The organism is Shewanella sp. Isolate13, from assembly GCF_022398325.1.
Lineage (GTDB): Bacteria > Pseudomonadota > Gammaproteobacteria > Enterobacterales > Shewanellaceae > Shewanella.
On sequence record NZ_JAKEVD010000016.1, the window covers coordinates 1 to 13,849 of the forward strand.

A 13,849-nucleotide genomic window follows, 5' to 3' on the forward strand; every position below is an offset into this window, starting at 1 on the left:
CTGTATAGGGGAAAGACACATTTTGTTATATTGGTAGTTTTAATCAAGTAATCACTTAAACATGGTTAAAACATAAGCTAATTGTGGTGTTCATAAGGATACAATGCATTAGCAAACAGCAATCTAATCTCGTTGTTCCTCTACTAATTTAGACAAAAAAATTTGCTTTAGCTTGATTTTTATCACTCTTTACTCAAATAAATTTAGTTTTATTTCGACATTTACTCCCAATCAGACACTTACAAACAAAAACCTTCACATTCACTAGCTGAAAAATCGCTCTAGATTAAGCAATACTCAGCCCCTTAGGCTCGCGAATAAGCAACGTATTTGAGAGCTATATCTCAGTTTGTAGTCCTCGCAACTAAACACGAATGAAAACAGTTCTCAATTGCATTATTTAATGTAGAATGCAGTTAACTTTTTAGCTGCTTGTAAACTTACAAGTAAAATTAGGTATACCTAGAAGTGCAAACTATAAAAATATCCTTACCTAAAACACTGGATTCGGAAAGGTTAAAGATAGGCTTTCGTGCCTTTTCCGCTATTTTTGCAGGCTACCTTTTAGCCGCCACAGTATCAGGTTTGCTTGCCCTAACCCTTCCCTTCTCGCCGTTAGACAATGTACTCACGGCCATGATGTTGTCGTTTGCTGTCTACGCAACCGCTGGAATATGGGCATTTAGTGTTCACAATCACTGGCGCGCATTAAGCGATCTGCTTTTACTTAGCGGCCTTTTTTACCTGCTTACTCGCCTGATAGGTTAAACAATGAAAGAAACTTTTTTTCGTAGCATGACTTGGCTGCACACCTGGGTAGGCTTGCTCGTTTGCTGGGTACTATTGCTAGTGTTCTTTGCAGGAACCTTAAGTTATTACCGCTATGAGATGACACTATGGAGCAAGCCAGAGCTACATAAAAACGTGTTCCAGCAATATGATGCTAGCCAAGTTGCCACTGAGCTTGAACGTGCTCAGCGCTATTTAACTGAACATGCTCCGGATGCACGAGACTGGCGAGTCAACTTCCCAACGGATCGTAAACCTTATATGAGCTATGGCTGGCAAACACAGCCTGAAGCGGGGCAGCGTCGCGGTCAGTTTGTTGAACATATTGTACCAATCGAAGGTGATAAGTTAATCAGCGAAGTGCGTGAGTCTAAAGGCGGACACTTCTTCTATCGTTTGCATTTCGACCTCCATTACATGCCCGCAAAGGTTGCTCGCTGGATCGTAGGCTTCTGTACCATGTTTATGCTTGTGGCACTGATCAGTGGCATCGTCATTCATAAGCGGATCTTTCAAGACTTCTTCAGCTTTAGACGTAACAAAGGCAGTCGCTCATGGCTAGATGCCCATAACGTAAGCTCGGTTATTGCCCTGCCTTATCATCTAATGATCACCTACACAGGGCTTGTAACACTGATGGTGATGTATATGCCATGGAGTGTTATCACTGCCTACGATGGTGACTTTAAAGGCTTTAGCAAGGAGCTTAGACCGAGCCGAGTACTCGTTAAACCCGTGGGCATTGAGGCGCAAACGGTCTCATTGACGGCACTGCTCCCGCAAGTTCAGAAGCTCTGGGGGCAAGCACCACTCAAACAGGTGGTAATCAATAACCCGAGCGATCAAAACAGCCGAGTAAACTTTTATAAAGAAACGGGTGAAGCCGTTACCGATAGAAGAACCGCCATTACCTTTAATGGCACTAATGCCGAATTGCTTAACCCAGGTGTAGAGCCAGGCTCAGGTGTGCGTAATACCCATGACACGCTTATCGCCCTGCATACTGGACGCTTTGCCGAGCCGATATTGCGCGCACTGTTTTTCATCTGCGGTGTGTTAGGCTGCGCCATGATCACAACCGGGACATTACTCTGGGCGGTGAAAATTCGCCAGAAACAGCAAAAGCAGATAAAACAAGGTGCCAAACCTAGCCTTGGCTTACGCCTAGTCGAGGGGCTAAACCTAACATTTATTACTGGTCTACCACTTGCGACTGCCGCCTTTTTCTACGCTAACAGGCTATTGCCAGTGGACATGGTCAATCGCGCACAATGGGAAGTGAACACCTTCTTCATTACACTTGCGGCTGTCGCGCTGTTGGCTTGCTTTAACCGAACTTTGACCGCCTGGCGTCTTGTCATAACCGTGACGGCAGCAAGCTTAGTCGCCATTCCAGCCTTAAATGCGTTGACCTCCAGTAGTCACTTATTAAGCAACATAGCCCAAAATCAGTGGCCGTTAGTGGGCTTTGATTTAATGTGTGTATTTATCGGCATGTCACTCTTTTTTGCTCGAACGAAACTAGTAGCCAAACAAGCTGTCACACCAAAGAGAAAAGTCAGTAAAGGCCGTCAGGTTACCATCGATGCCTCACCAGCGACGAAAGAAGGAGTATAAGCGGTGATAATAAGTCTCTTAGGATTTAGCTACCTCGCATTTGGGTTATTAGCTCTGGCTATGTTTTCCCACTATCGGGATACTTTTGGTCGCGCGCCGAGCCCGATGCAGGCTAAAGTTTTATATATTGCCGGGTGGCTAGCCATCGCAGGCACTTATTGGGGATGTATAGCTAACCTCGGCGCCGCTTACGGCAGCATTTTATTCTTTGGCCTACTCTCTTTTGCAGGGCTGTTGGTCATTCTAATGCTGAGCTATCGAGCTAAGTTCTTACCTTACTCTATGGCATTGAGTACCCTATTTAGCTCTATTTTGCTCGGATTAAACTAATGATAGCTGGACGTTAATTAAAATGTAGCCAGCCAGAATTCAGCGAATCAGATTAGCGTAAGCTGAGTACAACTCAGCAAGGTGTTCTGTATTCTCAAGGTCACGCCATCGATAAGCCTTTTGCGTTAGTTTTAAGCTGGTGCAAAAGGCTTTTTGCTCTCAATACCAACACGAAGGAGTCGAACACGGTTCAGCTTGTATTCAGCTAATAAACGCTAAGGTGATCCTCATAAAAGACCGACTTGGAGAGTTCATGCTTGATTCAAATCCGCCGATATCCCCCCTTGTTTCAAATGGCCTTGTTTCAAATAGCCAAGCACAAGTCAGTCCAAGTTCCCCACACAGGCAGCAAGCGCCTAAACCAAACAATGCTCCAGTGTTGCAAACCGATACCGTCACTCTGAGCCCTCAATCTATTGCGCTTTGCAACCAAGGGCTAAAATCCAATCCTCCACAGACACTCCCCGTGCAACCAAAACTGCCTAACGAAGGGCAAAAAATTGAAGGCTATGTGGAATATAAAAAAGCAAAGATGCAGTACCAGGTCTATGCCGATATGGCGAATATTGCCACAGGTCGTGACAATAACGTCTCCCCTGCGACAGCTTATTACCTCTCAAACAATGACGATGCTCGCGCTGCTACGGTGAACGCTAAGGCCCAGCAACAGCAGATAGCGAGCATGCAAACTTATGTAGAGACCAGCCAGAACAGCAATAAAATATAAGCACTTTAAACACCTTACAACAACCTAGGTGACACATAAGCATAAGCAGAGTTGGAACTCGCTATGTTACTAAGCTGCTATCTCTCAAGGAACACACCAAAGTAAATTCCTGCAGTTGATTAAAATCAAGCTATCAACTCCCTTCTACGAGTACACTCCACTTTAGTTATTTGCAGTTGCAATCTATTGACTCAAAGAGTTAGCTTAAACACTTCCCCCCTAGTCATTAGTCATGTATTCGCATATCCATCTACTAGAAGAGTTAACAGTATGACTTTTAATATTAACCTCAGTTGGAGCGCCGCTGAGGAGCCTATTAACGATCCCCAAAGCTTTTGCCGTGACCACCAGATTAGCTTTGGTAGCGGGCAGCAGATCCAAGCCTCATCCGCACCGGAATATAGCGGCAATGCCGCTAATATAAATCCAGAAGAGAGCCTACTCGCCGCGTTGTCCTCGTGCCATATGCTAACTTTTCTGACAATCGCACACCTAAAGCGCCTGCCTATCCTGTCCTATAAAGACAATGCCTTTGCCGAGCTTGGCAAGAATGGGGCAGGTAAAATCTTTATTAGTAAGATAGTCCTATGTCCAGAGATCGAATTTGCCACTGAAGTCGACCAAGAGATCATCGCTAAAATTCATGAGAAATCTCACGAAAACTGTTTTATAGCCAATAGCTTAAACCCTGACATTCAGTTTGAAATTAAATACTAAAGAGGTCGCTCAAACTTATCTCTAGGCGGTACAGATCCAGGCATAAAAAAAGCTAGGTCATAACCTAGCTTTTCTGCTTAGATATGTGAGTGCTAGCCATCGTTCTCAACGAAGTCATCGGTAAAGTCAGTTTCCCAATACTTATACCCTTGAACCGTAGCCTGAGCCGCTGCGCCCATCAAGTTAACTTGGTAAGTCTTCACACCAGACACATCAACCGACTGGTTTGCCGATGCCTGCTCACCGCTGCCCTCATACTCGGCACTGGCTTCAGCCTGAGCCTGCCCTTCATAGCCCGACTCTTTAAAACGCGTCAATGCATCACGCTCGGTAAAGGCTTGAACGAACGCCATCTGCTTCCAGCCAATGCCCGCACCAACACCACCGGTTGCGAAGCGATAGTAAGAGAGCTTGCTACCTTCATGTAGCACGCAAATTCCACCGCCAGTCGATAAGGCAAACAGATAGCTATTACTACCGGTACACACCACATAACCAACTGAGTTAGCCACTGCCGTTTTCGCCGCTGGATGCTCGGTATAGATCTCCTGGAGCGCTGACTGAGTCTCTTCTCTCGCATGCATCTTCTTAGATTCTGGGGTATCACCCGTCGCACAACCAACAAGTAATACAGGTAGGGCGACGGCTGCCAGTTTAAGTTTGTTTAGTCGAAACATAGTTTCATCCTTATCGGTAGATATTGATGAGTGTTCGATACACTCTCGTAGTATGTGGTGCTTATGAACTTGCGCCATTTAACATATAGCACATGAACCAAGTTATTGATTCAGTTATATATCATAATTTAGCTTAACCAATCCTTTATCAAGCTTTATCTCTGAGGCGCATACTCAATTAATTAAGGTTGTTAAAAACAACCAAGCTATCGACTGCCTCACACTGTAAGTACTGGACTCTATGTTATTGCTTATCACGACTGAATAATTGCCCTTTGGTGACACCATTCGCTAACAAGTTATTATCAGCCGATAAAAAAGCCGGATTACGCTGACTTATAAGCTGTTGCGTTTTTTCAAGAACTTCCAATCTCTGGACTCTAAGAAGAAGGAGGCAAAAATCATATAAACGCCCACTAAAAATAGCTGCAAGATCCTAAGATAAAAATTCACCGCAACATCTTTATCCGTAGACGATGCCGTTGAGCCTACAACCACCAATAGTGCCGATAAAATACCGGCATAGAGAGGGGCTTTAGCTGGATCGGCATAGATCTTTTGCCCGAAAAATAAAGCCGCTAGCATTGACATACCGATATAAAATTGGACCTCTGGCACTATGGTGAGTAAGTTATAAAACACAACCGCTAAGGCACCACCGATACCGTTAGTGACCAGCAGGAATAGACTCACCTTAACGCTTTTAGCCCCAGCGGCCTGCAAAGACAAAATAGCAATAAAAATCATGGTTAGCAGCGCACCCGAGATCTCTAAGAAATAGAAGAAACAGATCACAGGAAAAGCGATAATAAGCGCGCGAAATGCCTCATGGGTTCGTTCATCATGGCTCTGAACAGCATCCGCTAATTGCTCTTTCTTAGGAGACAAGTCGGGTAACAAGGCGTGAAGTAACGCGAATATAGCCACAGCGACGACACCTGAAAAACTTAATCCCACGCCAACAAGAATTGCGGCTCCGGGCTGTAGTAAACTCAAATAAGGCAGTAGCAGCGTCGCCACGATAAAAATAGTGGCAAAGAAGTTCCATTTAGGGTCGCTAAACAGGTAATAGCCCCACAGCATCATCATGGCGAGCAGTGGCAGTAACACCATAGGATAGTGAGTCGGCCCAAAACTTACCAACCAGGCTAAGCCAATAGTACAGATCATCGAGATAAGCAGCTCATACACGGTTTGTATTGTGGGCTCTTGCCTATCAACCAAAAACTTAGCCACAAATACCGGCACGATAAACGCGAGCGGCCATGCCCAAATAGCTGACACAGCAACGGCGAGACCTATTCCAAGGGTGAAACGCAGCACCCTACGAGTGTAAATGGCCTCTTGCGTCACAGCTTGTGCAGCATTAGCAACTGCAAGTGAGCTGTCAGCTCGTTTGCTATCTGACATAAGAGAACCAGCTCACGAGGCGGATCCAGAACTTACCAAATAGATTGATGACACTGCTATCACTGGTGTAGACAATCACATCGGCTTGACCACCGACACGTCTTAACCCCACTGCTTCATTGGCAGGCAGCACAATGGTAACTGGGAAGCGCTGGGATTGACGTAGCCAACCAGTTTGACCCGATACCTGCGCCAACTTACCAGTCTGCTCACTCTGTCCCCAGTCGATACCGTAATCGATGCTGCCGACCTTAGCCTTAAAGACTTCACCGGGAGCGTAATCGAGAGCAAACTCAACTTCATCACCTGGTTTCATATTGCCTAAGCTGTTTTCTCTAAAATATGCCTCTATCCACACATCTTCCGATGAGATAAAGGTCATCACAGGCTGGCCAGCGCTGGCGTATATGCCCTCTTTTAACCTGAAGTTTGAGGCAACACCATCGGTTGGTGCCGTGATGGATGTACGAGCCAAGTCCAGCTGCGCTTTCTCCAAGCTCAATAGCGCCGACTTCACGTTTGTATTGTTCTCACCTTCTGCGCCTAAACGCTCCTCAGCTTTAGCTAAATCCGCTTTGGCGCTAGCGACACCGGCTTCAGCCTTAGTCAACTCGGCTCTGGCATTATCGGCATCCGCCTGTGACATCACAGCTCTGTCAACCATGGCAAAAATACGCTTAGATTGAACCTGGGCATTTTTCAGGTTGGCCTCTGCATTAGTCACTTTCGCCTGAGCCGCAGCGACATTGGCCGTCTGAGCACCGACATTTTGCCCGGCTTTCTTGAGTGATTGCTCTGCTTGGTGCAGCGCAATTTCATAATCTTTTGGGTTAATTTTGGCCAGTACATCCCCGCGTCTTATGAGGGTGTTAGGCTCCACTAAGATGTCGATGATTTCACCGGACACTTGAGGACTAATGGGGACCACATAACCGCGAATACGGCCGAGATCGGTTGAGGGGATGAATCTATCTGCGATAAGGTGAAAAACAAATAAGAAGCTGACAACAATTAAGATGATATTGGTCGCTTTGCGAATTTTTGTGTTTTTCTTGTTTGCTGTCTGCTCGGCCTCTTTACTGAGCTCATCATTAGCGGCGTCATTCCCACTCACACCTTTATCTTCAGTCATACTCATCCCTTTAGTAGCCGATAAGCCTGTATCTAATGACCATTAGTACAGGCCTCAATATTGGTGTCTATTAACACCCTAATCTTTGAACTATTTTTATCCAGTTTAGTGCCTTAAACAGTTAGCTTTCAATAATTTTTGCAAAATATTTAATGAGCTATCGATTAATAAAACACCTTGAAATGATAGCTGACTAGCAGCAAGCTTGATGCCATAGATAAGAAAATGGGCATTATTAACTTATTGCTAATAACGCCCAAAAGGAGAAGTAAAGCCAACCTCAATGTAAAACGATTGGCGTGGTACTTATTTAAAACGCCTTATGAACGTCTTCTGCCATCCCCTTTGTCGGCATAGGCTTTGGCCTTAGCTCTGGAACAGGTTGCGCTTGCAGGGCCCCCTTTAAATAGCTAATCGCTTTATTGAGCTGGGCATCTGTTCCCATAAACGTCGCATAAGGTAAGTTGTCGACCTCTATGTCGGGACTCACCCCGCGCCCTTCAATGATCCAACTGCCGTCCATCGCATATTGTGGATATTCGGCTACTCGTGCCATGCCTTTATCTGTCAACGAATTACGACCAGATAACCATACACCTGCGCCCGCCGTCTGCTTACCGATCAACGGAGCGATACCTAGCGCCTTTACACCGGCCGAGAAGGTTTCGCCATCAGAATAGGTCAACTGATCGGTCAACACCACCAGCTGGCCCCTAAAGGTCTGCTGCATATTACCCGATGGCGTGCCATGGGTCGGTGCCCAAAATGCCCATGTACGGCGCAGTAACTTTTCGATGATCCAGCTATCAATATTACCACCGCGATTACGGCGCACATCGATAATCAAGCCATCCTTGTCGACGTTAGCGTAAAACTCTCGAGCAAAGCTGGCGATATCACCGCTGCCCATAGCATACAGGTGCAAATAGCCTATCTTGCCGTCACTGTTTTTAGCCACTTCATCACTGTTGTGACGTACCCAATCTACATATCTGAGCTTGGCATTCTTAGAAGCAGTAACGGGTTTAATGATAGTTTGGTGGGTTTTGCTACCGCGCTTTAGCGTGAGTAAGACCTGTTTGCCGTCTTGGTTACGCAAAAGCCTTGTTACATCGGCAATATTCCTTAACTTTTTGCCATTGATGGCGACTATTACATCACCTACTTTTGCATTAACGCCCATCTGCATCAGCGGAGCCGCCTGTGTTGGCAACTCAGGATCGCCCTGATAGATATGCTCAATCACCACGCCCGCTTTAGTTTGCTCTAATCGTGCCCCTAGGCTTGCCGACTTAGCCTTGTTAGGATCTTTAGGGCTGTCACCACCACGCACCTGAGAATGCAGTGAGTCCAGCTCGCCCATCATCTGCATAAAGATATCGTTGAGCTCATGACGATCTGTGAGTCGATCAACCAAAGGCTGATACTTGGCCTTGGTTGCCTGCCAGTCCAATCCGCGCATGCTCTTGTCATAGAAAGAGTCCCTATGCATTAACCACGCATCTTCATACATCTGTTGCCACTCAGCCGCAGGCTCAATCGCAAGTTGCCATAGTTCGGTCTGTACATTAGCTTGCTTAAGCTCTTTAGGTAGCTTGTCACCTGCATCGACGATCAACATCTCGCTGCCTTGCTTTGACTGCTTACGGATAAACAGCTTCTTACCATCTTGAGACAATTGGTACTCGCCAACATCTTTAGAGAAGGTCTCAACCTTAGGGCTTAGGGCATCGAACTTAACCACTTTCAGCGTCGACTTACCACTCGTTGACGTATCAAGCAGATAGAACTTATCTTTTGCCATCTGCAACGAGTCATAGTTACCGGCGGCGACAGGCACTTGCCATAAACGGCTGGCTAAACCATCCCATTCGACCTTAGTTTCTACCTCATCGTCATCGGCTTGTGGGGCAGACATCAGCTCATTTGGCTTTTGAAAGGCAAAGCGTGCATCTTCATTCAGAGCGATAGCAAACACTTGCGTGCGCTTATCAAACATCGGGCCTAAGTTTCTATCTCCCCAAGGCGAGCTAGGCGTTGAGACAAACTGTCGGTTAGACAAAAAGTATAACCAGTCACCATCGGCGCTAAAGCTCGGTGAAAACGACTCATATTTATCACTCGTCAAAGATTCAGCGCGCTCCTTCTTTAGCGAATACAGCACAATTTGTGGCCTTGCCTTGCCCATCTCTGCCTTGGTTAAGGCGATAAAACGGCTATCACCAGACCAGACGATATCGGCATACGGTCCAAGCCCCTCACCTTGGCTGATGATCTTCTTATTACTGCCCTTTTTCAGATCGAGTAACCAAACATTACCGTCATAATCATCATGGGCAAGGTAGCGGCCGTCCGGAGACTGATGCAAATTAAGCCTTAGGCTTTTACCATCTTTTGTCAGTTGCTTAGATTTTTCACTGCCATCGGCGGCAAACTGCCAGACCTCTTGCTCGCCAGAGGCATCGCTAATACCGTAGATCCAAGCACCATCTTGACTCATTATCGCACTGCGAACACGGCTGTTTTTCGGCAAGGCAACTTCTACTAGACGCTGACCATCGGTGCCCGCTATCGCGACATGGCTGCGAGCTGTGATCACCACCTTATCGCCCTGAGGGGCTAACCGTGTCGAGGTTGCGTACTTCATCGGCTCTTTTACCCAGTGCTCCCGCTGCTGGGCAAAATCGGAAACGAGCTCAAGATCAAGGAGCTGATCTTTCCCTGAAGCGATATCAAATAGCTTTATATCTGCCCCTTGCTGAAACACGATACGACCTTGATCTAATCGAGCCGTACGAACCTGCCACTCTTTATAATGAGTGTGCTGCTGTAGATCGCTTCCATCTGTCGCCATTGACCAAATGTTGTCATTACCATCACTGTCACTAATAAAATAGAGGCGCGACTGCCATAACATAGGCTGTCTTACAGAGCCTTGGTGGGATTGAGTCAGAGGTGTTGCCTCTTGTTTACTGCCTAATTTAAATTTCCACAGCTCGCCTTTAGCACCACCACGATAAACCTTGGCGTTATCCCCCGTTGTCTGCAGGCCAAATCGAGTGAAATAGACGTACTGCCCCTTGTCGTCTATCGCACCTTCAATTGCATCGGCTAACGGAAGATCGGTTGTTATCAAGGTTTCTGGATCAACGGTTCTTAATACCCAGTAGTTAGCTGGGCCGAAGGCATTATCGGTTGAATAAAGCACCTTACCATCGGCAGTCCAACCTTGAACACGCACGCGGCTGTTTTCAAAGCTCACCCGCTTCGCTTGCCCACCAGCAATGGGAATAACGTAGACTTCGGTCGAGCCTTCGTAGTTGGCGGTATAGGCCACAGATTGTCCATCGGGGGAGATCGTCGCCCCTAACTCCTGTGCTGGTAAGCTTGTTAGACGTGTCGCTTTAGTATCAGCCAAAGATTGGGTCCAGAGATCCCCTTCCGCCGTAAATACCAAGGTTTGCTGGTTCAATGCTGGCGCACGAAAGTAACCTGGCTTAACAGTGGACTGCGTGGCGAAAGCGGGGGAGAGATTAATCGTGCCTAAGGCAAGCATACAGCACGCGAGAGAGTGACGGAGTTTCATCTGAGCTAGCAATCCTATTGTTTTTGTTCTTAATTGAGGCAATAAGGTAGCAAACTTTTCACAATACAGCAGCAAAATACTACCAAATAAGTAGTTAGCAAATGTGTTTACCCGCTTAAGAAATATTAAGCAAAACTTGCTTAGTTTCCGCTAATTAATAACTGCTAAGCTTAAAGTTAGCGCCTTTACTGTATGAGGTATTAATGCCAAGAGAGTATGTCCGTCCATCACAAAAAGATGACATTCGCGTTAATCGCGCTTTAGGAAACATGCCTAGAGTTCATGCGGAAAGTTATTCTGAAACCCAATTACTCTATCTTAGGCGAGCATTAATGAATAACCGCTGGCAGAAACATATGATAGATAATCGTGGCAGTTTCTATCTTCCCTTTATTGGCTGGCGTTTTTTCTATGTCTTCCTGTTTGGACGCAATAAACGTGCATACAGTCGTAAAGAGAAGCAACTTTCCTTGGCCCTTTTCCTGCTCAGCATTGTTGCGTTTATCTTAATGTCTGTAGCCTTGGGGTTGCTTCTACTCTACTTGCTAAAATCTATGTTAGGTATTGACCTGTTTGAGGGGACTTCCCTTGGGATTTGGGACTGGTTCAAATCGCTTTAATGCTGAGGCACTTCAACAATTAAAGATAGAACAAAGCCCGCGATAGCGGGCTTTATTCTGTGCGTTAATCAAGGTTTTATACCAATCACTGCGAACGAGATAGCAATTAATGCCCCGACATCACCGCTTTGCGTAACTTAAGATACCTATCATTAAGCGGGTGAGTCGCCTGTAGCAACTGCGGTGCTTGCTCTGCCAACTGCTGAAGCAAGTCATAAGCTTCTGCTATCTCTTTGTCTCTGATAAGCCGTTCGATATTATCCAGTTGCGCCGTTAAATCAGCATCCACAGGAGCACTGTTCTGCACAGCCTGAATAACGTTGTCATCCAATTGCTCAGCCATTTGCTTAGGCGCGTCCATCGAGCGCATCATCTGTGGCTTAGGCGGAGAGGACATCATCACTGGCTCCCCTTGCTCTAACACATCGCCACTTTTCATCGCTGGATTTATTACAAACAGGGTTACGACCACTAACACAGATGCAGCTGAAGATAATGGCCAGCGATATTTACGCCAAAAAGATTGACTCTGAACAGGCTTAGCGACTCGACTACGCGCCATATTTAAGATCTGCTCATCGAGCTCTGTTGAGGGTTGCTCTTTATCAATTTTTTGATAAAGCGACTTAATTTCAGCCTCTACTGCTTCATGCTCTTTATCTGTCATGCTCAGCTCCTTGCCATTTCAAGTCAACGCAATCCTTAAGTCCCTTATAGGCGTAACGAATACGGCTTTTCGTCGCTTCTAGGGTCGCCCCTGCAATATCGGCGATAATCGCTGCGGTAAAGCCCATCTCGACATTAAGCAAAAATGCCTCTTTTTGCACTTGTGGCAAATTGGCCACACAGCCTTTAAGCAGCGTTGATTTTCGTCTATCTAACTCCTGCTCTTCAGGGTTAAAGTCATCATTACTGAGTTGAGCCTCTGTATCTTGCTCAGGCTCAAACACCTCTGTGAAACTATTCACAGGCTTAACGGCTCTTACGTGGTCGACTATCAGGTTATGAGCGATTCGATACAGCCAAGTGGTAAATTTAGCGCTGGTTTCATAACTGCTGGCCGCCTTTATCACGCGACTCCAAGTCTCTTGATAGAGATCTTCTGCTAACTGTTGATCATAGATTTGACGAACGAAGTATCGGTATAGCGGACCTTTATGCTTACGGTAAAGTAACTCAAACGCTCGAGCACTACCGGCTGCATATTGCAACATCAAGGCTTGATCTGAATCGACCTCATTGGACGGTTCGACTGAGGGCAAAGGTTGCTCCACGGTATCTTCCTTAGCTAAAAAATTTTACACATTATCGACCGCTAAGCTTTGTATAGTTTAACTTAGATTGCAAGTGCTTAGGTCACGGGCTGAGTATTAGGCTGGTAGCGAGGATTTACAGTAAAAAGTGAGGAGCAAAAATTTGAAGCGGCAAGAGGCAGCAAAACTTTCTGTAAATTGCTTGAACCACTTTCCTCATAAAAAATGCCACCTAAATAATTATCTAGGCGGCATTTGATATTGACTGGCCAAGAGCCAGTTAAATTAAGCTAATTTAGCTTGTAGAGCAGCGTCTTTAGCTTGAACAGCTTCAGCAGACTTAGCGCGCTCTTCTTTTACGGCTGCAGCAAGTGCATCATCGCCAACGGCTAGCATTTGAGCTGCTAGGTAACCCGCATTTTTAGCACCAGCACTACCGATAGCAACAGTTGCTACAGGAACGCCGCCAGGCATCATGACGGTAGATAAAAGTGCATCGTGACCTTGTAGTGGACCACAATCAACTGGAACACCGATTACTGGACGAGTAGTGATACCCGCAACAGCACCGGCTAAGTGCGCAGCAAGACCTGCAGCACAAATAAAGACTTTACAACCACGCGCTTCGGCATCAGTAACATAGGCATGCGTAGCTGCAGGCGTACGGTGCGCAGAAGTTACCTTTGCTTCAAAGTTGATTTCGAAAGTTTTAAGCACATCGAGGGTGGCTTGCATTGTAGGCAGATCTGAATCAGATCCCATTAATACTGCAACAAATGGTTTGCTCATTTTAAGTCCTTGCGTAGGGCGGTACATTATTATATTTGCGCGCATTATAATGAAATTTAGCGCACTTAGTAAACAGGCTTCCCCCAAGCCTGCGGCGCAATTATCCCTAAGGTTGGCCTCAACTGCAAATAACTTATTAATACATATGTATAACAAACCAGTAAAATTACACATACTTAATTGAACTCACAAAAGTGACTTC

Annotated in this window: 13 protein-coding genes; 6 read left to right on the forward strand and 7 right to left on the reverse strand. The window is 46.0% G+C overall.

What is annotated here, in order from left to right; genetic code table 11:
- Window positions 1–468 precede the first annotated feature (468 nt).
- The 5 genes from L1D44_RS11635 (at window position 469) to L1D44_RS11655 (ending at window position 4,180) form a co-directional block, all read left to right on the forward strand.
- Window positions 469–768 carry a hypothetical protein gene (locus L1D44_RS11635; RefSeq protein WP_239890801.1) on the forward strand — a complete coding sequence of 100 codons (300 nt, stop codon included), beginning with the start codon at window positions 469–471 and terminating at the stop codon, window positions 766–768.
- Between the two features lie 3 nt (window positions 769–771).
- On the forward strand, window positions 772–2,406 hold the full coding sequence (locus L1D44_RS11640; protein WP_239890803.1) for a PepSY-associated TM helix domain-containing protein: 1,635 nt from the start codon (window positions 772–774) through the stop codon (window positions 2,404–2,406).
- 3 nt (window positions 2,407–2,409) lie between these two features.
- On the forward strand, window positions 2,410–2,736 hold the full coding sequence (locus L1D44_RS11645; protein WP_239890805.1) for a DUF3325 domain-containing protein: 327 nt from the start codon (window positions 2,410–2,412) through the stop codon (window positions 2,734–2,736).
- 253 nt (window positions 2,737–2,989) lie between these two features.
- A complete protein-coding gene (locus tag L1D44_RS11650) occupies window positions 2,990–3,463 on the forward strand; it encodes a hypothetical protein (RefSeq protein ID WP_239890807.1) in 474 nt (157 codons plus the stop codon).
- A gap of 270 nt (window positions 3,464–3,733) precedes the next feature.
- Window positions 3,734–4,180: an OsmC family protein gene (locus tag L1D44_RS11655; protein ID WP_239890809.1), complete on the forward strand. Its 447-nt coding sequence runs from the start codon at window positions 3,734–3,736 to the stop codon at window positions 4,178–4,180.
- Between the two features lie 92 nt (window positions 4,181–4,272).
- On the opposite strand, the gene L1D44_RS11660 is transcribed toward L1D44_RS11655, so the two are convergent.
- The 4 genes from L1D44_RS11660 to L1D44_RS11675 all read right to left on the reverse strand — a co-directional run bounded on the left by L1D44_RS11660 (window position 4,273) and on the right by L1D44_RS11675 (window position 10,985).
- A complete protein-coding gene (locus L1D44_RS11660; protein ID WP_239890811.1) occupies window positions 4,273–4,857 on the reverse strand; it encodes a hypothetical protein in 585 nt (194 codons plus the stop codon).
- Window positions 4,858–5,193: 336 nt separating this feature from the next.
- Entirely contained in the window at window positions 5,194–6,267 is a 1,074-nt protein-coding gene (locus L1D44_RS11665) for a DUF2955 domain-containing protein (RefSeq protein ID WP_239890813.1), read from the reverse strand.
- Window positions 6,257–7,399 (reverse strand): HlyD family secretion protein, encoded by a 1,143-nt coding sequence (locus L1D44_RS11670; protein ID WP_239890815.1) that lies wholly within the window; start codon window positions 7,397–7,399, stop codon window positions 6,257–6,259. Before L1D44_RS11670 ends, L1D44_RS11665 begins: the two co-directional genes overlap by 11 nt.
- A 310-nt stretch (window positions 7,400–7,709) precedes the next feature.
- Window positions 7,710–10,985, reverse strand: a complete 3,276-nt coding sequence (locus tag L1D44_RS11675; RefSeq protein WP_239890817.1) for a S41 family peptidase — start codon at window positions 10,983–10,985, stop codon at window positions 7,710–7,712.
- Between the two features lie 203 nt (window positions 10,986–11,188).
- Between L1D44_RS11675 and L1D44_RS11680 the strand changes: the two genes are divergently transcribed.
- Window positions 11,189–11,605, forward strand: coding sequence for a hypothetical protein (locus L1D44_RS11680; RefSeq protein ID WP_239890819.1), 417 nt, complete (start codon window positions 11,189–11,191; stop codon window positions 11,603–11,605).
- A 106-nt stretch (window positions 11,606–11,711) separates the two neighbouring features.
- Here L1D44_RS11680 and L1D44_RS11685 read toward each other — a convergent pair whose 3' ends face one another.
- The 3 genes from L1D44_RS11685 to purE all read right to left on the reverse strand — a co-directional run bounded on the left by L1D44_RS11685 (window position 11,712) and on the right by purE (window position 13,647).
- Window positions 11,712–12,272, reverse strand: a complete 561-nt coding sequence (locus tag L1D44_RS11685; RefSeq protein ID WP_239890820.1) for a hypothetical protein — start codon at window positions 12,270–12,272, stop codon at window positions 11,712–11,714.
- A complete protein-coding gene (locus L1D44_RS11690; RefSeq protein WP_239890916.1) occupies window positions 12,262–12,819 on the reverse strand; it encodes a sigma-70 family RNA polymerase sigma factor in 558 nt (185 codons plus the stop codon). Before L1D44_RS11690 ends, L1D44_RS11685 begins: the two co-directional genes overlap by 11 nt.
- Before the next feature lie 324 nt (window positions 12,820–13,143).
- Window positions 13,144–13,647, reverse strand: coding sequence for a 5-(carboxyamino)imidazole ribonucleotide mutase (purE, locus tag L1D44_RS11695; RefSeq protein WP_220768368.1), 504 nt, complete (start codon window positions 13,645–13,647; stop codon window positions 13,144–13,146).
- Window positions 13,648–13,849: the final 202 nt, after the last annotated feature.